Origin of the sequence: Paraburkholderia bryophila (genome assembly GCF_003269035.1) — a bacterium.
GTDB lineage: Bacteria > Pseudomonadota > Gammaproteobacteria > Burkholderiales > Burkholderiaceae > Paraburkholderia > Paraburkholderia bryophila.
The window spans coordinates 62,661-83,138 of sequence record NZ_QLTK01000031.1 but is presented as its reverse complement, the minus strand read 5'-3'; the positions used below and the strand labels follow the sequence as shown (position 1 = coordinate 83,138).

21 protein-coding genes are annotated in these 20,478 nt (G+C 63.6%); 6 read left to right on the top strand and 15 right to left on the bottom strand.

Features of this window, described 5'->3' with window-relative positions:
* Positions 1–48 precede the first annotated feature (48 nt).
* Both BX591_RS30230 and BX591_RS30225 read right to left on the bottom strand, forming a co-directional pair.
* Positions 49–381, bottom strand: coding sequence for an MFS transporter (locus BX591_RS30230; RefSeq protein ID WP_111934989.1), 333 nt, complete (start codon positions 379–381; stop codon positions 49–51).
* 61 nt (positions 382–442) lie between these two features.
* Entirely contained in the window at positions 443–1,876 is a 1,434-nt protein-coding gene (locus BX591_RS30225; RefSeq protein WP_111934984.1) for an N-acyl-D-amino-acid deacylase family protein, read from the bottom strand.
* A gap of 175 nt (positions 1,877–2,051) precedes the next feature.
* Here BX591_RS30225 and BX591_RS30220 point away from each other — a divergent pair, with 175 nt between their 5' ends.
* Together BX591_RS30220 and BX591_RS30215 are read left to right on the top strand one after the other, a co-directional pair.
* The gene (locus BX591_RS30220) at positions 2,052–2,939 is read left to right on the top strand and encodes a LysR family transcriptional regulator (protein ID WP_111934983.1); all 888 of its coding nucleotides are present in this window, start codon (positions 2,052–2,054) and stop codon (positions 2,937–2,939) included.
* Positions 2,940–3,302: 363 nt separating this feature from the next.
* Positions 3,303–3,935, top strand: a complete 633-nt coding sequence (locus BX591_RS30215; RefSeq protein WP_111934982.1) for a LysE family translocator — start codon at positions 3,303–3,305, stop codon at positions 3,933–3,935.
* Positions 3,936–4,043: 108 nt separating this feature from the next.
* Here the strand turns inward: BX591_RS30215 and BX591_RS30210 are convergent, their stop codons facing one another.
* A complete protein-coding gene (locus tag BX591_RS30210) occupies positions 4,044–4,598 on the bottom strand; it encodes a GNAT family N-acetyltransferase (RefSeq protein WP_111934981.1) in 555 nt (184 codons plus the stop codon).
* 6 nt (positions 4,599–4,604) lie between these two features.
* Complete coding sequence (locus tag BX591_RS30205) at positions 4,605–5,177, bottom strand: helix-turn-helix domain-containing protein (protein WP_111934980.1); 573 nt, start codon at positions 5,175–5,177, stop codon at positions 4,605–4,607.
* A 235-nt stretch (positions 5,178–5,412) separates the two neighbouring features.
* On the opposite strand from BX591_RS30205, the gene BX591_RS30200 reads away from it, so the two are divergent.
* Positions 5,413–6,117 carry a YceH family protein gene (locus BX591_RS30200; RefSeq protein ID WP_111934979.1) on the top strand — a complete coding sequence of 235 codons (705 nt, stop codon included), beginning with the start codon at positions 5,413–5,415 and terminating at the stop codon, positions 6,115–6,117.
* 84 nt (positions 6,118–6,201) lie between these two features.
* Here BX591_RS30200 and BX591_RS30195 read toward each other — a convergent pair whose 3' ends face one another.
* The 9 genes from BX591_RS30195 to BX591_RS30155 form a co-directional block, all read right to left on the bottom strand.
* Positions 6,202–7,095: a MipA/OmpV family protein gene (locus BX591_RS30195; RefSeq protein ID WP_176343140.1), complete on the bottom strand. Its 894-nt coding sequence runs from the start codon at positions 7,093–7,095 to the stop codon at positions 6,202–6,204.
* Positions 7,092–7,985 carry an alpha/beta hydrolase gene (locus tag BX591_RS30190; RefSeq protein ID WP_111934978.1) on the bottom strand — a complete coding sequence of 298 codons (894 nt, stop codon included), beginning with the start codon at positions 7,983–7,985 and terminating at the stop codon, positions 7,092–7,094. The genes BX591_RS30195 and BX591_RS30190 overlap by 4 nt, the downstream gene beginning before the upstream one ends.
* A 3-nt stretch (positions 7,986–7,988) precedes the next feature.
* Positions 7,989–8,759, bottom strand: coding sequence for a DUF4118 domain-containing protein (locus tag BX591_RS30185; RefSeq protein WP_111934977.1), 771 nt, complete (start codon positions 8,757–8,759; stop codon positions 7,989–7,991).
* A 337-nt stretch (positions 8,760–9,096) separates the two neighbouring features.
* The gene (locus tag BX591_RS30180; protein WP_111934976.1) at positions 9,097–9,615 is read right to left on the bottom strand and encodes an SLATT domain-containing protein; all 519 of its coding nucleotides are present in this window, start codon (positions 9,613–9,615) and stop codon (positions 9,097–9,099) included.
* 106 nt (positions 9,616–9,721) lie between these two features.
* The gene (locus tag BX591_RS30175; RefSeq protein ID WP_111934975.1) at positions 9,722–11,020 is read right to left on the bottom strand and encodes an acyl-CoA dehydrogenase family protein; all 1,299 of its coding nucleotides are present in this window, start codon (positions 11,018–11,020) and stop codon (positions 9,722–9,724) included.
* Positions 11,021–11,190: 170 nt separating this feature from the next.
* Positions 11,191–12,096, bottom strand: a complete 906-nt coding sequence (locus tag BX591_RS30170) for an ABC transporter permease (protein WP_111934974.1) — start codon at positions 12,094–12,096, stop codon at positions 11,191–11,193.
* Between the two features lie 2 nt (positions 12,097–12,098).
* Positions 12,099–13,013 carry an ABC transporter permease gene (locus tag BX591_RS30165; protein ID WP_111934973.1) on the bottom strand — a complete coding sequence of 305 codons (915 nt, stop codon included), beginning with the start codon at positions 13,011–13,013 and terminating at the stop codon, positions 12,099–12,101.
* 54 nt (positions 13,014–13,067) lie between these two features.
* Positions 13,068–14,363, bottom strand: a complete 1,296-nt coding sequence (locus tag BX591_RS30160) for an ABC transporter substrate-binding protein (protein ID WP_111934972.1) — start codon at positions 14,361–14,363, stop codon at positions 13,068–13,070.
* Positions 14,364–14,486: 123 nt separating this feature from the next.
* A complete protein-coding gene (locus tag BX591_RS30155; protein ID WP_111934987.1) occupies positions 14,487–15,545 on the bottom strand; it encodes an ABC transporter ATP-binding protein in 1,059 nt (352 codons plus the stop codon).
* 316 nt (positions 15,546–15,861) lie between these two features.
* Between BX591_RS30155 and BX591_RS30150 the strand changes: the two genes are divergently transcribed.
* From BX591_RS30150 to BX591_RS30140, 3 genes are read left to right on the top strand one after another with little or no spacing between them, the layout of a single operon-like run.
* Positions 15,862–16,827 (top strand): polysaccharide deacetylase family protein, encoded by a 966-nt coding sequence (locus BX591_RS30150; protein WP_111934971.1) that lies wholly within the window; start codon positions 15,862–15,864, stop codon positions 16,825–16,827.
* Positions 16,824–17,591, top strand: coding sequence for a GntR family transcriptional regulator (locus BX591_RS30145; protein ID WP_111934970.1), 768 nt, complete (start codon positions 16,824–16,826; stop codon positions 17,589–17,591). Before BX591_RS30150 ends, BX591_RS30145 begins: the two co-directional genes overlap by 4 nt.
* Position 17,592: 1 nt before the next feature.
* Positions 17,593–18,183, top strand: a complete 591-nt coding sequence (locus BX591_RS30140; RefSeq protein WP_111934969.1) for a flavin reductase family protein — start codon at positions 17,593–17,595, stop codon at positions 18,181–18,183.
* Positions 18,184–18,205: 22 nt separating this feature from the next.
* Here BX591_RS30140 and BX591_RS30135 read toward each other — a convergent pair whose 3' ends face one another.
* Together BX591_RS30135 and BX591_RS30130 are read right to left on the bottom strand one after the other, a co-directional pair.
* Positions 18,206–18,637 (bottom strand): DUF1801 domain-containing protein, encoded by a 432-nt coding sequence (locus BX591_RS30135; RefSeq protein WP_111934968.1) that lies wholly within the window; start codon positions 18,635–18,637, stop codon positions 18,206–18,208.
* A 173-nt stretch (positions 18,638–18,810) separates the two neighbouring features.
* Positions 18,811–20,415: a gamma-glutamyltransferase family protein gene (locus tag BX591_RS30130; RefSeq protein ID WP_111934967.1), complete on the bottom strand. Its 1,605-nt coding sequence runs from the start codon at positions 20,413–20,415 to the stop codon at positions 18,811–18,813.
* Positions 20,416–20,478 lie beyond the last annotated feature (63 nt).

Here is a 20,478-nt window from a genome sequence, read left to right as displayed (position 1 = left end):
CCCATTGATGGCCGCAAAGGCAACCAAACGCACTGCGGCGGTCAGCAATCATGCGTCGCATTGCAATCTCCTCGGGTTTCCACACAGCCTGGGTCCGAAGCGGTCGCTAAGCTGGCCCGCGACCAATTGCATGAGCGAATAGCTCACGTAGAACGCACTCAACAACAAACCCGCAGACCGGGCATCGAGATTGAAGTCCTTCGAAATGGGGACGATCGAGATGCTCATTGCCATGCGATCGGCATTGGCCAGTATCCACGAAACTAGAAGCATCACGAGCACGAACGCTTTTCTCTTGCCAGAGTAAATCGCGGTTTTTGCCGCGTCGGCAGCAGTCGCTGACAAAGGGGGCATCGCGTTTTGTTCAATTGGGTGATTCATGGGTCTCGTCTCGCGAGGGAGAATGATTGCTCTGATTAAAAAAGCCTGATCGATCGTCGATCTAGGAGACGCGTCGCCGGATAACATGCCCGGCATGCATGTCCATCGATATTCCGTTTTCGCAAGCAAGCTGGCCATTGACGAACACAGCGTCTATCCCCGCGCTCACTTGCGTCGGACGCTCGAAAGATGCTCGGTCTTCGATACGGCTTTCGTCGAACACGACGAGGTCAGCGTAATGCCCTTTCGCAATCACTCCGCGTCCCTCCAGGCCGAAGCGGCGCGCGCTTAGTCCGGTCATCTTGTGGATCGCCGTCTCGAGGGAAAACAGGCGGCGGGTGCGCACGTAGTGGCCAAGTACACGCGGAAACGTGCCCCATAGGCGCGGATGCGGGCTCTGGTCGTGCGCCAGGCCATCGGAACCTACCATCGCCATCGGATGCGAGAGAATGCGCTCTACGTCCTCATCGCTCATCGCGAAGTACACTGCGCCCGCTGGAGACAAAGCGTCTGCTAAAGATTCGGGATTCGTGCCGCGCGCTTTCGCCAGCTTGAACAGTGATTGTCCGGCTGCGGTCGGGTCCGTTTTTGACCACGTCACGAGAACCTCATCCGACTGACGCACACGCGATGCCAACAACATGGTTGACGATGCGTTGTACGGATAACAGTCAAAGCAAACGGGTTGATGCTGGGACGCTTGCTCGAGCATGGCAAGCGTTTGAGCTGAGCGGCCGTGGTTGTTACGACCCACGAGCTTGTGATGCGAGAGCACGGTATCGATGTTCAATGCACGGCCGATTTGCATTGCTTCGCGCAAGGCATCGTCGATCGCATCGCCTTCGTCGCGTAAGTGCATTGTCACGATGCCGCCTGCATGAGTCAAGGGAGCACCCACGGCAATAACCTCGGCAGCCGTTGCGTGTCGAGCGGGCGGATAGTAGAGCCCAGTCGACATGCCGATCGCGCCTGCCATAAGCGCATCCTCAAGATCTTTCGCCATGCGGGCGGCTTCGTCTTGAGTTGCTTCGCGATCAAGGCGGCTCATTTGACGAACCCGAAGCGTGGAATGTCCTACCAAACACGCGGCATTGAGCGCCGGCCGAACGCGTTCTAATTCGTCGAGATAGTCGCTGAAACGTTCAAAACGCCATGCATCGACGCCTAAGAGATCTAGCGGTGGCGGCGGGTTTTGCGATAGGAGCGGGGCGAGACTGATACCGCAATTTCCCGTGACAACGGTAGTCACACCTTGCGACAGCTTCGGATGTGGACCGTCGGCCACATCAAGCAGCAAACGGTCATCGTGGGTGTGCACATCGACAAAGCCAGGCGCAACGATGCGCCCAGTCGCGTCGTAACGTTTGTTGGCCATGAGCCCGGTGAGGTCGCCGAGTTGGACGATCTGATCGGCGCGAATGCCGACGTCACATCGCGTCCGAGAGTCTCCCGTCCCATCGATAACAGTACCGCCTTCTATAACGAGGTCGAACATTCAAGTATCCAAATAATTCGGTGGGACATCTTGCGAGCAATCATCGATTCGCCAATTTTGATTGGCAAACCACTTTTCCTCCGGTTAACATGAGAAAACCTCATGCATAGCGTCGAGCGTCACCAACCAGACGCGAAAAAATCGCACCGCTCTTGCATTTTCTTCATGGACGATCATGTTTCATGCACCCTCAACGCAGTCGCTGCTTTGTTTCGAGGCAAGTGCGCGGTTGCGGTCCTTCACTGCCGCGGCGAGGGAACTACATCTGACCCAAGGCGCGATAAGCCGACAGATCCAGACACTGGAGGAACGCTTGGGCGTACCACTGTTTGTCGGACGCCGCGACGCGATGGCGCTCACTGACGCGGGGCGCGAGTACCTCGCTGAGATTGCGCCGCTGCTACAGCGGCTCGAACGAGCCACCGTGAACGTGATGGCGCTCAAGGGACGCGGCGGCTCGTTGTCGCTGTCCGTCGGGTCGTCGGTGGGAAATTACTGGCTCATTCCTCGACTGCCTGAATTCACGCGTGAGCATGGCGAAATCACGCTGAATTTGAGGACGCGCGTGGGTGCGGTCGATTTTGGAGTGACGAGCGTGGATGCATCGCTGGAATTCGGCGATGGCCAGAGACAAGGGCTGCATAACGACTTCGTGGTGCCGCTGCAGCTGTCGCCGTACGCGGCACCTTCGTGGATCGCGATGCACGGTGAAAGGGTCGATGCCCGGACGCCAAAGTCAGCGCTGATCCAGCATCTGACGCTTCCGGACGCGTGGGAAGGGTGGTTCGCGCGCGAAGGCATAGCCGGCGATGCAGGCCGGGATGGCCCAAGGTATGAGGTCATGTCGATGGCACTGAACGCCGCAGTCGCCGCAATGGGCGTCGCGCTTCTGCCGTCATATATGGCCGACGATCTGGTCTCGGCGGCCAAACTAAAACGCATGTCGGACCAGATGTGGCGCTATCCCAAAGGTTACTATCTCGTGTATCCGGAGGCTTCTGCACAAATGAAGTCGTTGCAGATTTTTCGACGGTGGCTGCTCGGACAACACGAAAAGGCCTAACCGACGCGATTCCGCTTGAATTCACTGCGACATGCAAAACCCCCGACCCGAACCAGCAGGCACTCCCAAGGCAACGAAGGACGCTTACCGGCCGGGCTCGAAGATCCCTGCCGACCGTGGCTGTCTGCATATGACAAGATTGTTGCCCGCGCACCAGTCTATTGATTCAGCAGTACAGCGATCACTCACCGAAACAGAAATTTAAATTTGAAAACATCTGCTTAGCGGAGATGCGGCGGATTTTTCACGAATCCCGGCCAGCCCTGTGTATCTGTACCTATTCCGCGAATGTGTATCGGGTCGGCGTCGCGGCGATCGGCTATAGTCGGCGGCAGCCCCCCATTCGTCACAGAGGAGAACGCCGTGCCCGCCTTCACAACGCTGCTCGCTTTCGGTCTGGTTTCATTGGGCATGGTGCTCACGCCGGGACCGAACATGATCTACCTGATCTCGCGATCGCTCTGTCAGGGCAAGCGCGCCGGTCTGGTGTCGCTCGGCGGCGTGGCGCTCGGTTTCGTGTTCTACATGTTCTGCGCGGCGTTCGGCATTACCGCGCTATTGCTCACGGTGCCTTTCGCATACGACGCATTGCGCTTCGGCGGCGCGTTGTATCTGCTGTATCTCGCCTGGCAGGCCGTCAAACCCGGCGGCCGTTCGCCGTTCCAGGTGCGCGATCTGCCGCACGACAGCCCCCGTAAGCTGTTCACCATGGGCTTCGTCACCAACCTCGCGAATCCGAAAATCGCAGTGATGTATCTGTCGCTGCTGCCGCAATTCATTTCGCCGGGACATGGCAGCGTGCTGTTGCAGTCGCTGGCTCTCGGCTGCGTGCAGATCGTGGTCAGCGTGACGGTGAATGCGATTATCGCGAGCATGGCGGGGTCGATCGCCGGGTTTCTCGCGGGGCGCCCCGTGTGGCTGAGGGTGCAGCGCTGGCTGATGGGCACGGTACTCGCCGGACTCGCGGTGCGGATCGCGCTCGATTCGCGTCGTTGAGCAGCGCTGCGCAGTGCGGTTAGCGGAGGAATGCTTTTGCGTTAAACGCGCAGCGTGCCGGGAACGAACAGAACAACGACAGGCGGCCACCGCAATCGGCCGCATGGATCACGCCGCCGATTGCGCGTGCGCCGCTTCCAGCGCCTTGTACATGAACGTCGTCGCCTCCAGACACGCCTGATCCGGGTCCAGCGCATAACCGGGGATCACACCGACCGCCTGATAACCGAGCGCGGTATAAAGCGGCTCGGCGTGATCGCCGGTACGCGTGTCGAGCGTGAGCAGGCTGCGCTGCAAACGCAGCGCGTGCCGCTCCAACTCCGTCATCAACGCACGGGCGATGCCCCGACGGCGCCACGCCGGATGAACCAGCAGTTTGCGCACGTCGGCGCGATGTCGCTGGTTCGGCATCGTGTCGTAGTCCAGTTGCACGGTGCCGGCGATCGCGTCGCCTTCACGCGCCACGAGCAGAACCAGCCGGCCATGCCGCAGCGTCGGCAGCACCTTGCCGCCCCAGAACGCTTCGCATTCTTCGACACTACAAGGCAACACGAAACCGACACTGGCGCCGTCATGCACGCACGCATGCAGCAGCGCGCCGAGTTCCGGCAGATGGCGTTCGAGATCGTCGGCGGAAAAAGAAGTGATGGTCATGGCGCTCATATCGGCTCACACGATAAAAAGAAAGTAATGGGCGCCGCTCCGCGCGGGCGTCACGAAAGCGCTCGGGCCGAACAGCCGGTAGCGCAGGCAATCGCCAGGCTGCAGATCGTGGCGTTGACCGTCGACGGTGATCCGCAGTTGGCCTTCCAGCAGGATCAGATGATGTTCGAGGCCGGGTCTCGGCGACGCGTCGTAGGTAATGTGCGCGCCGGGTTCGAGTTCGCACTCCAGCGCTTCGCCGGCCAACGCCTGCGCGGGCGGCGACACCGAGCGGCGCCTGAAGCCGGCCGCGGCGTCGCTCCACAACGGCTGCGCGGCGCGCGCTACCAGCGGCGCGAAGTCTTCCTCGACCATGTGCATGAGGCGCGACATCGGCAGGCCGTAGGCCACGCACAGCTTGCCGAGCACGCTCGCGGTCGGACTCACGGCGGCGTTTTCGAGGCGTGACAGCGTGGCGCGACTGACGCCGCTGAGCCGGGCGAGATCGTCGAGCGACCAGTTACGTTCGGCGCGTAGCGCTCGCAGTCGCTGCGCGATGCGGCGGTCGATGGCGTTGTCGTTCTGAAGATTGTTTTCCATATTAGGGAAATTATCTCGAATGTGGAATTCAGTCAATCAGATAAAAAAGCCTTGGGACTCAGGGCCCGACGTTCGCCGCCCCGGCGGCCACGCGACCCTGCGGCGACCGGTTTCATGCACCGCGCACCGTCTGGCCCGTTTATCATAGGGACCGCCATCCAGAAAGCGCCGCCAGGCTGTGCAAGGCAACGCACCCCATCTACGAGACCCGGCGACTCCAGCCGCAACAATATCCATGAACACCACTCCCGACGCTGTTTCCCGTCCCTCCCTCCGCGCGTTGACCTTGCTCGAAGGGCGCGTGCTCAGCGTGCTCGTCGAAAAGCAGCACACCGTGCCGGACAGTTATCCGTTGTCGTTGAACGCGCTGACCTTGGGCTGCAATCAGAAAACCGGCCGCGCGCCGGTGATGAACGCCACCGAAGCCGAAGTGCTGACCGCCGTCGACGGTCTGAAACGGCTGAGCCTGGTGATGGAAGGTAGCAGCAGCCGCGTGCCGCGTTTCGAGCAGAACATGAACCGCGTGCTGGGCCTGCCGAGCCAGTCGGGGGCGTTGCTGACTACCTTGCTGCTGCGCGGCCCGCAGACCGCGGCCGAGTTGCGCCTGAACAGCGCCCGTCTGCATGGTTTCGCTGACATTTCATCGGTCGAGGCGTTTCTCGATGAACTGGCGGCCAACGACCCGCCGCGCGTCGTCAAACTGGCGCGCACGCCAGGCGAGCGCGAGAACCGCTGGATGCATCTGCTGTGCGGTGAAGTCAGCGCGAGCGATCTGGCCCAGCCGGGCGCCGACGACGAAGCCGTGCCGCTATCCGCGTTCGAAGCGGTGAAGGCCGAGCAGAAGCGGCTCGCGGAAGAAGTGAGCCGGCTGCAGGCGGTAGTGCGGCGGATGGCGACGGAGTTGGGGATCGCGCTCGACGATCTGGGCGACAACGCCTGAGCGGCGTTTCACCGATTGCGCGCCTGATTCGATGCCGGCGTCGACCCGAGCCGGCCCGGCAAGCGCGCAACCAATCGATAAAAATCAGAACTTGTAATTCACCGACGCAAGCGTATTCAACTCGAAGCGCTTTTCGGTAATCGGACTATTCGCCGCATTGTGTTCGAGCCGCCCGAAGGTCGCGGCAACCGAGCCGTTCCAGTGCCGCGAAAAGTCGTAGGTCACCATCGCATTCATATGGATGTCGCGTATGCCGGCGCTGGTGTTATACGTGGGCAAACCCGACGCCGCGCTCTGCTGCTGCGAGACGCCGAAAAACGTCCGCGTGTACGTGCCGTTGGCCCACGTGAAGCCCGGCCCGACCGAGAACAGCCAGCCGCCCACTGGCGCCGACGCCACCAGATCGGTGCTGACGGTCGTGCCCTGATGATGCCCGGCGATATCCTGATACAGCGCCACCGATCCGGTGAACGCCCACCACGTATAGTCCGCGAACAGCTTGAGCTTGGGACCGCCGTCCACGTCGCCGAGGCCGTGCAGATGCGGATCGTCCGACTCCTTGCGCGACTGGAAATCGAAACTCAGCGCCGCGCCCAGGTGATAGGCCGCGGCCGGCCCGCGCAGCACGTTGACGCCGAGCACGTCCGGGCCTTGCGAGAAGAAGCGGTCGTCGTAGGAAATGTCCAGCGCCGGAAACGGGATATAGCTCAGTTGCCGCGAGCCGGGATACTTCGGCGTGACGACCAGGCCGGGGCCGACACCGATCTTCCATTTGCTGTCGGACGATGCGGCTGGGGCGGTGCTGGTGTCAGCGGTCGTCGCGGGCGTCGCGGGCGTCGTGTCGTCCGCATGCGCGGCTTGCGCTGCCGTCAAACCCAGCACCGCGCCGGTCAGCGCCAAGGCCCGCGTCAGCGACGTATGCGCCGGTCGTACCTGCCGACCGTGGCCGCGCCCAACAAACTTCACGCGCGCGCTCATGCCCGCTCCTTGCCGAGTGCCGCGAGTTGCCGCAGGCGGCGCGCTAGCGCCTTCGAAACCACCGGCTGGCGACCGTCGTCGCCGCTACGCACGGCCTCGCTTTCGCGCAGAAACAGCGCGGTTTCGCGCGCGACGATTTCGCGCTCGTTGTCCGACGTAATCATGTGATACGAGTCATCCAGCCAGATTGTGCGTAAGAAGGCCGCGCCGATATGGCTGGCCACGAATTGGGCATTACGCGGGCTCGACGTCTCGTCGTCGATCGCATGCACGATCAGACAATCCGTCTTGATGTCGCGCACCAGCGTACGAACTTCCGCCGCCAGACGGCTCGCTTCGTGCAAGGCCGGCAACGAGATCGTGGACGGCCCGACTTCGCTGAAATCGCTGCGCTGCATCGCGCGCGCGATCTTCGCTCGCAGCGCCTCGTTGCGCAGGCCGAATGGCGCCGCCTCGCGATAGCGCCAGCGCTTGCGCATCGGCGTGTAGTAAGCCCAATTGAGCAGGAAACGATACCAGGGGATGGCCCAGCCGTCGTAAGCGAGCGTCAAGGACAGCAGCACGAGCGATTGCGCCTGCGGCCGGCGGTGCGCGAGCGCGAGGGCCAGCGCCGAGCCGATCGACAGCCCGCAGATCGACACGTGCGTGAAGCGCTCCGCGAGCGCGTCGTACTCGCGCACGGCCGCCTCGATCCACGTTTCCATCGCGGCTTCCTTCGAGCCGGCGCTATAGCCGGGCAGCAGCGGCGCGCAAGCGGTAAAGCCTTCCGCATTCAGAAAGCGTGCGAGAAAACGCAATTCGAGCGGCGAACTCGACAGGCCGTGCAGCATCAGCACGGCGTGGTCGTCGCCGGGAAAGAACAGGCTGGTCGGCTGGGTCGGTTGATTCATGGCTCAGGCTCCGATCCGCAAGACGAGGAAGTCACCCGCATGCGTGGTGAAGCGCTCGCACACGCATTCAGTGAGCTTCGACGCGCCGTCGCCGGTTTTCAGGCGCACGCGGTGGGTGCCGGGGCGCAGCGCCTTGCCCAGGCGCTGAATGTCGTCGGGATCGACGTCGGCAAAGCGCGGACCCGGCGCGATTTCATTGGGCAGGCGCGGCAGCACGCTGTGCTGTTTGAGGTCGTCGGCCGGTTGCAGCGCGTCGCGTTCGAGCGCCTGAATAAAGATGAAGGTGCGGTGGTGATGCGACAGATGGCGCAACAAGCGGTGCGTTTCGTCGATGGCGCGGCGCGCCAGCATCCGTTCGTTATCGTGACGCAGCAGCATTTCATAGCGCGACTGCGCGACCGACGCGATCAGCTCGGCGCGGAACTGCGAGCGCCGCAAGCGTTCGATCAGAACGATGACGAGCAGCGTGACGAGCGGATAGGAAATCAGCAGCACCACGTCAGCCTGGTTGAACACGGTGATGGCTGCGTAGGGCGGCACGAATAGATAGTCGGCGATGCCGAGGCCGAGCAGCATGACCGCGAGCGCCGGCGCCAGGCCGAAAAAATACTCGACCAGCGACGCCGCGATGCAGAACGCGGTGCCCGGCAGAAACGGGCCGATAAATGGGTGAAGCAGCATGCGCACATCGCAGGCAACGGCCAATGCAGCGGCCGCCACCAGCCAGGCGCGTGTACCCCTTGGTGCCCAGCGACGGGCGTTTTGGACATGCATGATATTTTTCTAGGGAGCGCTTTGGCTCCCGATTGAGTGTGGCGTGCGCATTCAAAGCGCAGGCCGGACGATACCATAATCAGGCGATCCTTAAGGCCGCCAAAGTGTAAGGCTTCTGGTATCGGACCGTAAGGCGGCGGCGAGAATCCGTGCGGAATAACGCGGGTAGAAAGAAGCGGCTTTCCGAGCGTCCCGGATTATGGGGGGCGCTCGCTTAAGCGAGGCTTAAGCGAGGTTCAGGCGAGATTCAGGCGAGGCTCGGACGGCGGCTGGATCGAAAGGCGCTGACGACCGCCAGCCGGCGCTTCAGGCTTGCTCGCTCCGGGCCCTTGCTGAATCAGATGTCGCGGCTACGCAGCGGGTCGGTGGAGAGCCTGCGCTGCGTGCGATAGAACACGCGTGGCGGCACGTTGGGCGAATCCTCGGCGAGCCGGTCGAGTTCTTCGCGTGTCGCGGCGAGGTAGTGGCCGTCGCGCGCATCGGCGTCGCCGGCGAAGATCGCTTCGAGCCGGCGGCGTACCGCGCCATAACGCGCCCCGGCGGCGCGGTGTTTTTCCGCGCGTTCCGCATAGCGCAGAAAGGTTTGCAAGGCGGCCGACACCGCCGCCGCGACGCTCACGAACCCTACGAAGATCCGCAACGCCGGCGAAACCGCCGCGGCAGTGAGCGACGCGAACACCGCCGTGCCGACGAACGCGGTCAGCGCGGTGACCAGCCAGCCGAGCTGGCGGTCGCGCGCCGACAGCAGATCGGCCATGTCGTAATGGCTCATCTGCGATTCGCGCGCGCGACGAATCCACTTCAGCAGCAGCTCGGTTTCATCGACGGGAGGCTCGTAGGCGGGCAGATTCTTCATAACGCTCGTCGGGGCTATTCGGTTGCGCAAGCTTAGCGCATGCGTGTGCCGACCGGGAGCCCGATGACGGCGCGTTGGAGCGCCGTCGCGAAGCCGGCCAGTGCGCCTAGGCAGTCACCGAAGCGATTGCGGAGTCTGCAACCGAAGCCGCAACCGACGCACTTTGCGGCTCGAGCCCGAACCGCTCCTTGTGCGCGTTGCCGTTCAGATAGAAGTCGCCGATCGCGGCCTCGCGGACGATCGCCGGGTTGTGCGACGCGAGCACGCGCGCATTGCGCCAGTAGCGGTCGAACCGGCGCGACTCGCTGGTGGCCGATGCCCCGCCCACTTCGAACAGCAGCGTCGCGGCTTGCAGCGTCTGCTCGATCACGATCTGCTGCGCCTGAAACGTTTGAATGTCGAGGTGGACGTAGGCCTGCGCGGTGGCGCGGCCTTGCGTGCGCGCTGTCGAGACTTCGTCGATCGCGCGGGCCAGCGATGTGCTGAGACTCTGCGTCGAATACGCGAGGCTCGCGAGCCGTCCGATCACACGCTGCACCAGCGGGTTGTCGCGCGGACTCGATTCGCCGGGAATGCCGAAGGTGCGGGTTTTGGCCCGGGTGAAGGCCACCGCGTCGCGCAATGCCGCGCGGCTGATGCCCGCCAGATTCGCGATGTGCAGCGCCTGGTAATACGTGGTGAGCAGGCTATTGCTGCGCGGCTCGGACGCGCGATAGCGGCGGTACAGATTGTCGATGGCGACCGGCACATGGTTGAAACGCGCGGTACCGCTGCCCGTCAGGCGCTGACCGAAGCCGTCCCAGTCGTCGATGCGTTCGAGCCCCGGCGCGTCGGCCTTGACGATGACGCGCACATGGCTTTCGCCGTCGTGCGCGGTGACGTCGACCCAGTCCGAGTACAGGGTGCCGGTGGTGTAGTACTTTTCGCCGTCCAGATGCCACGCGCCGTCGGTTTGCGTGAGACGCACGCTGTTGTCGGTCGCCGCGCTGCGCTCGGAGGTCGCGCCGCCGATAATCTGGCCTTGCGCGATGCGCGTGAACCAGCGCTCGCGCAACGGCTCGTCGTCGCTTTCCAGCAGCGCTTCGATAAAGCCGCCGTGGACGCGCAGGATTTGCGGCAGATTCGAATCGGCTTCGCCGAGTCGCGTGACCAAGGCCAGAAACGCCGTGAACGACACGCCTTCGCCGCCGTACGCTTGCGGCACGCGCAGCTTGGTGTAGCCCGCTTTGCGCAACCAGTCGACCGGCGCGTAAGCGAGTTCGCGTTGCTGTTCGCGCTGTACCGCGCCTGCGGCGATCCGCGCGAAAACCGGCGCGAAGCGGCGCGTCAGATCGTCTTCGCCGAACAGTTGCGCGGCGTCGGCAATGGAATGGGTCGAGGTGGGTTGCGATTCGTGTGCTGCCATGAGTTCTCCAATACGGGTGCGCGCGATGCGCAAGCGGAGAACGTTACGGGAGCGGAGCGGGCGCAAGCAACGAAGAATTTGGCCGATTCTTAGAAGCAGAAGTGCAATGCCCGCTGGGTTCAGCGGGTTCGTCGAGTACGGGGAACTCGACAGACAGGCTGCGGCCGGCGCTAGCTCAGCGCCGCCACCGCGCGCCGGCGCGACAGCCATCGCACCGCGAATAGCGACACGCCCATCACCGTCAGCGACAACACCGTCGTCATCGTGCCTAACGCGTAAATGACCGGCGTCGTGACCGACGTGGTGAGTCCCTGCAGTTCGAGCGGCAGCGTGTTCTGATCGCCGATAGCCTGCGAGGTGCGGGCAATCTCGTCCCATGAAAGCGTGAAGCCGAACATGGCGACACCCACCACCGAGGGTCCGATGATCGGCAGCACGACGTGGCGAAAACTCTGCCACGGCGTCGCGCCGAGATCGCGCGACGCTTCTTCGTAAGCCGGGTTGAAGCGGTTGAACACCGCGAACATGACCAGCAGGCCGAACGGCAGGGTCCACGTCAAATGCGCGCCGAGCGCCGACGTGAACAACCCCATCGAGGTCGTATAGCTGTCCGCGAAAGACGGATAACCCCACGCGGCGGCCAGATACTTCACGCCGTTGTCGAGCAGGCGGAAGGTCAGGCCGATGCCGAGCGAAACGATGATCGACGGCATGATCAGACTGGCGACCGACACATAGAACACGGCGGTATCGCCGCGAAACCTGCGCCGGAACGCGAGACCCGCCGCGACGGAAAACAGCACCGTGAGCACCGTTACCGCCAACGCGAGCCGCACCGAACGCCCGAACGCGGCCCAGATATCGATGTCGCCCACGCCGTCGCGCAAGACCGCGAACCAGTGCAGCGACACGCCGCGCATCGGAAACGTCAGGCCGCCCTCGGGGCCCTGAAACGACAGAATGAAAATCGTGATCACCGGTCCGTACAGAAACAGCACGAACAGGCCGAATAGCAGCGCGAGCCAGTAGAAACTCGCCGGCCGCCGTTCCCGGTGTTTGACGCGAATGGCCTGCATCTTCACAGCTCCTTGCGAATATCGACGACCCGCGTCAAGGCCCACACGATCATCAGCACCACCGCCAGCAGAATGATTGCGTTGGCGGCCGCCGCGGGAAACTGCAGGTAGCCGGTTTGCACCTGAATGATCTTGCCGACCGACGCAATCTGCTGTCCGCCCATCACGCCGACCGTCAGAAAATCGCCCATCACGATGGTGATCACGAAGATCGAGCCGATCACGATGCCGGTTTTCGACAGCGGCACGACCACGTCGCGCACCACTTGCCAGCCGCTTGCGCCCGCATCGCGTGCCGCTTCGAGCAATGAGCGGTCGATCCGCATCATCGCGTTGAAGATCGGCACGATCATGAAGAACGTGTACAGATGCACGAACGCCAGCACCACCGAAAAGTTCGAATACAGCAGCCATTCGAGCGGCTGATCGATCAGATGCGCGCCGAGCAACGCCTGGTTGACGAGGCCATTGCGACCGAGCAGCGGCATCCACGAGATCATGCGAATCACGTTCGAGGTCCAGAACGGAATCGTGCAGACGAGGAACAGCACCGTCTGCATGCTCGTGGTACGGACGTGGAACGCCAGAAAGTAGGCGATGGCAAAACCGAGCAGCAGGGTCACCGTCCACACGATCGCGCAGAATCTGAGCGTCGACCAGTAGGTCTTGAGCGTCACGCAGATGTCACTCGTCGACGCACAGCCGTTGAAGATCGCCGCGTAGTTCTTCAACGTGAACGCGGGGATGATCTGGTATTCGTTGAAGTCCCAGAAGCTGACGATCAGCGTGATCAGCAGCGGCACGATGAAAAACAGCAGGAACGTCAGCGTCAGCGGCGTCGCCTGCAGCCAGGCCGGCGCGCGCCGGTGCCTGACGGGCTCGTCCTGCGTGCGCGTGGAGAGGTTGATGGTGGCCATGGCTTGCTCAGTGAGTTCCTCGATTGCCCGCTCGTTCGATAGCCTGCCGGACACTCAGGCCGCGATGAACTCGTTCCACTTCTGCACCATGTAGATGTTCTCGTCCATCACCGCGTTCCAGCAGGCAATCGCGCCCATGCGCTGCGTGTACGAACCGCCGTCGCGCACGGTGCCGGCTTTTTCGAGCAACTGGCCGTCCGGCGCCTTGATGTCTTGCGCGGCCGCTTTGCCTTCGATCCAGTAGTCCCACTCGTACGGTTGCATGTGGGTCTTTGCGGTGTCGAGCACGCCGGAGTAGTAGCCCTGGCGCATCAGATAAGCACCGGCCCAGCCGTCCTGGAACCAGTTGACGAACTCATACGCGGCGTCGAGCTTTTTGCCCTGCAGCGAACGGGGGAAACCGAAACCCGAAGCCCACGAGCGGTAGCCCTCCTTCAGCGGCTGGAATTTACAGGCCACGCCCATGGTGCGAACCTTGGTCACGGCGGGCGACCACATCGACTGAATCACCACTTCGCCCGACGCCATCAGGTTCACGCTTTCGTTGAAGTCCTTCCAGAAGGCGCGGAACTGGCCGGCGCGTTTCGCTTCGATCAGGATCTTGATGGTCTGATCGATCTCGGCCCTGGTCATGTTGCCTTTGTCGCCGTACTTCATATGACCCATCGCCTCGATCGCCATGGCCGAGTCCATGATGCCGATGGCGGGAATGTTCAGCAGCGCCGCCTTGCCCTTGAATTGCGGGTTGAGCAATTCCGCCCAGCTATCGATCGGCCGTTTGATCAGGTCGGGACGAATGCCCAGCGTATCCGCGTTATACGTGGTGGGGATCAGCGTCATCCATTGCGTCGGCGTGGCAGAGAACTCGGTCGAACGCGGGCCGGTCAGGAACATCACTTTCTTCGGCGCGGTGCCCTGGTCGCCGATCTTCTTGCCGTTGATTTCGCCACGCGTGAGCACCGGCGTGATCTTGTCCGCGAGCTTGATGCGCTTCGTGTCCATGCCCGCCAGCGTGCCGGCCGGAATCAGCTTTTTCAGCGAGAAGTACTCGGTGTCGACGATATCGAACGAGTTGGGCTGCGTGATGATGCGCTTGGCGACGTCGTCGGTGGTGACCGGAATGTATTGAATCTCGATGCCGGTATCTTCCTTGAACTTCTTGGCGATGTCGGAACTTTGGTTCACCGCCGTGCCGAGATAGCGTAGCGTGATCTTTTCCTGAGCGTGCACGTACGGAAAACCGGCAATGCCGGCCGCCGCCACCGCGCCCTTGATGAACGTGCGGCGCGACAGGCCTTTTTCCTTGCCTTCCACGGCGGCCGCTGCCGGGCTCTCGTTCGCTTCAGTCATTGCTTTCTCCTCAGTTGACGCGGGATTGACGTTCGATTCGACGTTCGATTTGGGTTCTATTCACGGCTGCGACGCCATGCTGCGATGACGCGCCGCCCTGCAACTGCTCAAGTGCTCAACCGCTCATGCCGCCAGCGGATGCGCGTCCTGCTCGTTCCACCAGACCACCACGCGCGCAGCGGGGCCGAGCCGCGCCGGGTCGTAGTCGCCGTCGCCGACGAGCGAGATCAGCTCGGGTGAGCCGTCGAGCGGATCGAGCGTCATGCGCAGATGCGTGCCCTGGTATTCGGCTTCGCGTACCGTGCAGGGCACCCCGCCGATCCGCGTCAGGCCGCTGTCGCCACCGGCGTTCTGCACCGGCGTCACGCCGTGCGGCACGATCCGCAGATGATCGGCGCGCACGGTAAACAAGCGGCCGTTGCTGTTGAACACGTTATGGCCGCCCAGAAAACGCGCGACGAATTCGGTGCGGGGACGGTTGAATACCTCGTGCGGCGTGCCGCTCTGTTCGATCCGCCCGTGGTTCATCACGACCACGAGATCGGCCAGCGCCATGGCTTCTTCCTGCGAATGCGTGACGTGTACGAACGTGATGGCCAATTCCTTCTGCCAGCGCTTGAGTTCCGCGCGCATCTGCACGCGCAGGAACGGATCGAGCGCGGACAGCGGTTCGTCGAGCAACAGGCAGCCGGGTTGATTCAGCAGTGCGCGCGCCAGCGCCACCCGTTGTTGCTGACCGCCCGACAATTGGGCCGGCTTGCGCCCGGCGTACGGGGACATCGCGACGAGTTCGAGCAGCTCGCCGGCGCGCTTGCGGCGCTCGTCTTTCGCGATGCCGCGCATCTTCAGGCTGAACGCAACGTTGTCGAGCGCGCTCAGATGCGGAAACAGCGCGTAGTTCTGGAACACCATCGCGGTGCCGCGTGCCGCGGGTTCGGCACGCGTGACGTTGCGGCCCGCGATCAGAATGTCACCTTCGGTAACCGATTCATGCCCGGCGATCATGCGCAAGGTCGAGGTTTTGCCGCATCCGGAAGGCCCAAGCAGGCAGCAATACTGGCCGCCGGCAATGCGCAGGTCGATGGTGTCGACGGCCAGAGCGTCGCCGTACTGCTTCGACACGTGGACCAGTTCGATATCGGCGGCGTGGGTGTCGAGCACCTTTGAAGCAGGCTGAATCATGAAGGGCAAGTCCTCGTGAACGGCGAAGCGCGGCACGCATGCGAGAAACCGCACGGCCTCGGCGAAGCGACGTAAATGCAAGACATGTGCCATCCATTGCGTCGCGACGCGTGCCGATCGCCGACACGCCGGTCCGCTTAACGTCGGCGAGTTGGCGCATATATTGCAAACGATCCGCAGCGTCGATCGTTAGCGACCCGAGCCATCCGGTTTGCGCGATCACGGTGCGTCTTCGGTCCGTCGCGGGGCATGAACCGGCCAAACCGGTTCATCCGCAACGACACCGGCCGCGTTTCGTCACTCACGTTTTCATTTCATGAACGACACACGCAACTTGCCCGTAGCAGAGAACCGCGCGCGTCAGCGGCTCGCCACGCACGGCCGCTTTTCGTATCGACCAATCACCGACGGCGACGCGTTTCGCTGGCCCGACGGCAGCGGGCTGGCGGTGTATCTGGGCTTCAACATCGAACACTTTGCCTTTGGCGAAGGTCTCGGCGCCGCGCTCGGTCCGTTGTCGCCGCAACCGGATGTGCTGAACCATAGCTGGCGCGAGTACGGCAACCGGGTGGGGGCGTGGCGCTGCATCGAACTGTTCGATCAACTGGCCATGCCGGCCGGCACGCTCATCAACACCGCGCTCTACGATCACTGCCCGGAATTGATCGCGGCCTGCGTGGCGCGCGGCGACGAACTGATCGGCCACGGCCATACCAACGCGCACCGGCAGAGCGAACTCGACGAGCAGGGCGAGCGCGAATTGCTTCTGCATTGCCGCGAGCGAATCGCCGAAGAATCCGGCACGGCGCCGCATGGCTGGCTGTCGCCGTGGATTTCGGAGTCGCCTCTGACGCCGGATTTACTCGCCGAGACCGGCTACCGCTATACGCTGAACTGGTGTCACGACGACCGCCCGGTGCGCATGGCCACGCGCGGCGCGCCGCTCTGGTCGATCCCGTATCCGCAGGAACTCAACGATCTGCCGATGATGGTCGGCCGCCTGATGGACGGCCGCGCGTTCGCCGACATGATCGTCGACCAGTTCGACGAAATGCTCGAACAGGCCAACCGGGGTGCTCAGCCGCAGGCGCTGGTGATGGGTATCGCGCTGCATCCTTATCTGGTTGGGCAGCCGTATCGCTTGCGGCATTTGCGGCGCGCCCTCGAGCACCTCGCCGCGGCACGCGCGCGCGGCGACGTGTGGATCACCACGCCGGGCGCGATCGCGAATCACATGGACCGGCTGGAACGCGACGGCGTGTTGCGCACGGCTGGGGCATGAACGCGAACGCCGGCGCGGCCACCGCAAAAAGAACCCCTAGGAGCGCCTCGAAGGTCGTGCGCAAAGAAGACCTCGACGTCGACGCGCGCCTCTATCAATCGATCTTCGACGGCGTGCTGAATCATCGCCTGACGCCCGGCACGAAATTGCCGGAGCCCGAGCTATGCCAGTTGTTCGGCGTCGGCCGCGCGGTCGTGCGCCGCGTGCTGGAAAAGCTCGCCTACGACGGCATCGTGGTATTGCGCCCGAACAAAGGCGCGGTGATCGCGGAACCGACGCCGGAGGAAACCCGCGAGATATTCGAAGCGCGGCGCTCGGTCGAACGGATGCTGGTCGAGCTGGCCGTGCAGCGCGCCAGCGCGCACGACATCGACACGTTGCGGCAACAACTCGCCAGCGAGCATGCGGCGATGCATCGTTTCGATCAGCCGTCATGGGCGACGCTCGCGAGCGGTTTCCACATGCGTATCGCGGCGCTGGCAGGCAATTCGATCCTGCAAAATTATCTGAAGGAACTGGTCTCGCGCTGTTCGCTGATCGTCGGGGTCTACGAGACGCCGGGCAACGCGCCCTGCGAGCACGCGGAACACGCGGCGATCGTCGACTGTCTGGAAGCGCGCGACGCGGCGGGTGCCATGGCGCTGATGGAGGCGCATCTGCGGCACATCGAGGAGCGCATCGAAATCACGCGGATGCGCGGCGAAAAAAGTCTGGGCCAACTGCTCGGGCTCGTCGGACACGTTGCACCGGCAGAGAGGCGCTGAGATGGAAATCGACTTCGACGCGATCACCGAATACCAGCGCTACAAGCTGATGGCGAGCCTGATCGTGCCGCGTCCCATCGCGCTCGTCACCACGCTCGGCGCGGACGGCACGATCAACGCCGCGCCGTTTTCGATGTTCAACATGCTCGGCGAGGAACCGCCGATCGTGATGATCAGCATCAACCGCGTCGCGGACGGCACGCTGAAGGACACGGCGGTGAATATCGTGCGCACCGGCGAGTTCGTCGTGCATCTCGCCGACGAAGCCATCGCGCTGAAGATGCATCGCTGTGGGGAAAGGCTGCCGCCCAACGTCAGCGAGCTGGCCACGGTCGGCTTCACGGCGGTGCCGAGCACGCACGTGGCGCCGCCGCGGATTGCCGAAGCGCCGGTCGCGTTCGAATGCACGATCTGGGAGACGCTGGAAACGAGCAGCCGGCAGATTTTCATTGGCAGGGTGCACCGGCTCCATGCGCGCGACGGCTTGATCGATACCGACACCTGGCGCGTGCGCCTGCAGCACTACTTTCCGGTGGGTCGCTTCGGCGCCAGCGATTATGTGACCACGCGCGACCGCTTTACGCTGGAATAGGCGCGCGGTAACGCCCGGCGACTCACGCGCGCGGCTTGCTTTTCTTCTTCGCCGCGCGTTCGGCAAGCGCTTCGCTATTGGCTTTCACCGCCGCCTGAATCAGTTGTTTGAAGGCGGTTTCGTTGAGCTTTTCGCCTTCGTGAAGGTCGATCGCACGCCGCGTATTGCCGTCGAGGCTGGCGTTGAAGAGCTGCTTCGGGTCTTTGAGCGCGGCCCCGCGCGCGAAGGTGAGTTTGACGGCCTGCTTGTACGATTCCCCGGTGCATACAATGCCGTCGTGCGACCAGACGGGCGTGCCCATCCATTTCCACTCTTCCTGAATGTCAGGGTCGGCGGCGTGGATCAATTCGCGGATGCGAGCGAGGGTGTCGCCACGCCAATCCGCCAGTTCCTCGATTCGCCTGGTGATGTTCGCCGATGCGGTGTCGCTATCCGGATGAACGGTCGGCTTCATGGTGTCTCCGTTTTTTGGGTTCTGGAATGGGGCGCGCGTGCGGTGTTTGGCCGCCCAGGCACGTCCGGCTCGCACGGCGTTCGCGTAGCTTATCAGGCTCGTTGCGCGGGCCGCCGCGGTTTCCCGTAGAGCCGTAGTGCCGCTTAATCGCTACGTAATCGTCACGCACCCGACTAGACGTCGACGCCCAAAGCGCGCCCGTCGCTGCGTGGATCGTGTGCGCCGCATGTCGTGCCGTTCGCGTCGAGGCGAATCACGCCGGGGTGGCCCGCCAGCGGACTCTGTGCCGGGATCTCGCGGACTTCGTGCCCGCGCGCGGCGAGCGCCGCGAAGACGTCGGCGCCGGCGTCCGCTTCGAGCTTCAAGGCATCGCGCGTGTCGGAGAAGGTTTTGCCCAGCAGGAAACGTGGCCGGGCCAGTGCGGTGAGCGGGTCCATGCGGTAGTCGATCAGCCTCGTGAGGATCGCGGCCAGCGTCTGTGGCTGACCGTCGGCGCCTTGCGTGCCGAACAGCAAACGCGGCTGGCCGTTCTGCAGATACATGCCGGGATTGAGCGTATGGAAAGGGCGCTTGGCCGGCTGTATCGCGTTGTGATGCGCGGGATCCGTGCTGAACGACGCGCCGCGGTTGTGCCACAGAATGCCGGTGTCGCCCGCCACCACGCCGCTGCCCCAATCGAAGTACACCGTTTGCAGCACGCTCACGCTGCGGCCCTCGCGATCCGTTGCGCCGATGAACACCGTGTCGCCCGGCTGGAACGTGTGCGGCCAGGGCCGTGCGTCGTGCGGGTGGATGGTGCGCGCGTGGGCGTCGAGGGTCGCGGCGCAGAGCATGTCGTCGACCGGCACGTGGCGGAATTCCGGATCGGCCACGAACCGGTCGCGGTCCATGAAGGCGCATTTCACCGCTTCCACCAGCAGGTTATAGTAGTCGGCGCTGCCTTCGGCGATCGAATCGAGTGCGAAGCGTTCGAGTATCCCCATGATCTGAAGCGTGGTAACGCCCTGGGTTGGCGGTCGCATGCTGACCAGTTCGCCGCCACGGTATGCAACCCGTAGCGGCGCTTCGTCGCGTGCGCGGGTTCGGGCGAGGTCGCTCAGGCGCAGCGGCGAGCCGGCCTGCTGCAAGCCGCGAGCCATACGTTCGGCCAGTTCGCCGCGATAGAACTCCTCGGCGCCGAAGCGGGCAAGACGTTCGAGGCTGCCCGCCAGCGCCGGTTGCGTGAAGCGTTCGCCGACGGCGGGAATCCGGCCGTGCGGCGCGAACGTCGCGGCGAAACCGGGCAGGGCGCGCAAATCGTTGGCGCGCAGGTTTTGCCAGAAGTGCTGCGACGGCGTCACGGGGAAGCCCTCGCTGGCGTATTCGATCGCGCGCGCGAAGAGGGCCGCCCACGTTTGCCGGCCGCCCCAGACGGTGCGGCCGATCTCGTAGGCCTGCGACCAGGTGTCGACCGTGGCGGCGCTGGTGAGCGCCGCCGCCGCGCCGCGCGGCGCAATTGCGGCGCCGAAAGTGGTGTCGAAAGCGGGCAGTTGTGCCGCGGCCTGACCGATGCCGGATAGCGTGCGCAGCGTTCCGTGCCGGTCGGCGATCACCCAGAACGCGTCGCCGCCTAAGCCGGTGAAATGCGGATAGGTGACGCACAACGCCGCGCCGATCGCGATCGCGGCTTCGATCGCATTGCCGCCGGCGCGCAACACCTCGCGGCCGGCTTCACTGGCCAACGCATGAGGACTGGTGACCATGCCGCCGGTCGAGACGGCGAGTCGTGTGTCGTGCATTGCTACTCCGCAGCCAAAGACGGAACGTGAGCGAACCCGTCGGAGTACGGAGTATAAGTTCGC

Coding starts and splice junctions, on each gene's coding strand:
- BX591_RS30160 (WP_111934972.1), bottom strand. CDS start 14,363: ATGACTGAAGCGAACGAGAGCCCGGCAGCGGCCGCCGTGGAAGGCAAG.
- BX591_RS30175 (WP_111934975.1), bottom strand. CDS start 11,020: ATGGCAGCACACGAATCGCAACCCACCTCGACCCATTCCATTGCCGAC.
- BX591_RS30225 (WP_111934984.1), bottom strand. CDS start 1,876: ATGTTCGACCTCGTTATAGAAGGCGGTACTGTTATCGATGGGACGGGA.
- BX591_RS30150 (WP_111934971.1), top strand. CDS start 15,862: ATGAACGACACACGCAACTTGCCCGTAGCAGAGAACCGCGCGCGTCAG.
- BX591_RS30170 (WP_111934974.1), bottom strand. CDS start 12,096: ATGCAGGCCATTCGCGTCAAACACCGGGAACGGCGGCCGGCGAGTTTC.
- BX591_RS30130 (WP_111934967.1), bottom strand. CDS start 20,415: ATGCACGACACACGACTCGCCGTCTCGACCGGCGGCATGGTCACCAGT.
- BX591_RS30140 (WP_111934969.1), top strand. CDS start 17,593: ATGGAAATCGACTTCGACGCGATCACCGAATACCAGCGCTACAAGCTG.
- BX591_RS30145 (WP_111934970.1), top strand. CDS start 16,824: ATGAACGCGAACGCCGGCGCGGCCACCGCAAAAAGAACCCCTAGGAGC.
- BX591_RS30190 (WP_111934978.1), bottom strand. CDS start 7,985: ATGAATCAACCGACCCAGCCGACCAGCCTGTTCTTTCCCGGCGACGAC.
- BX591_RS30135 (WP_111934968.1), bottom strand. CDS start 18,637: ATGAAGCCGACCGTTCATCCGGATAGCGACACCGCATCGGCGAACATC.
- BX591_RS30165 (WP_111934973.1), bottom strand. CDS start 13,013: ATGGCCACCATCAACCTCTCCACGCGCACGCAGGACGAGCCCGTCAGG.
- BX591_RS30155 (WP_111934987.1), bottom strand. CDS start 15,545: ATGATTCAGCCTGCTTCAAAGGTGCTCGACACCCACGCCGCCGATATC.
- BX591_RS30220 (WP_111934983.1), top strand. CDS start 2,052: ATGTTTCATGCACCCTCAACGCAGTCGCTGCTTTGTTTCGAGGCAAGT.
- BX591_RS30200 (WP_111934979.1), top strand. CDS start 5,413: ATGAACACCACTCCCGACGCTGTTTCCCGTCCCTCCCTCCGCGCGTTG.
- BX591_RS30195 (WP_176343140.1), bottom strand. CDS start 7,095: ATGAGCGCGCGCGTGAAGTTTGTTGGGCGCGGCCACGGTCGGCAGGTA.
- BX591_RS30230 (WP_111934989.1), bottom strand. CDS start 381: ATGAATCACCCAATTGAACAAAACGCGATGCCCCCTTTGTCAGCGACT.
- BX591_RS30185 (WP_111934977.1), bottom strand. CDS start 8,759: ATGCATGTCCAAAACGCCCGTCGCTGGGCACCAAGGGGTACACGCGCC.
- BX591_RS30205 (WP_111934980.1), bottom strand. CDS start 5,177: ATGGAAAACAATCTTCAGAACGACAACGCCATCGACCGCCGCATCGCG.
- BX591_RS30210 (WP_111934981.1), bottom strand. CDS start 4,598: ATGAGCGCCATGACCATCACTTCTTTTTCCGCCGACGATCTCGAACGC.
- BX591_RS30180 (WP_111934976.1), bottom strand. CDS start 9,615: ATGAAGAATCTGCCCGCCTACGAGCCTCCCGTCGATGAAACCGAGCTG.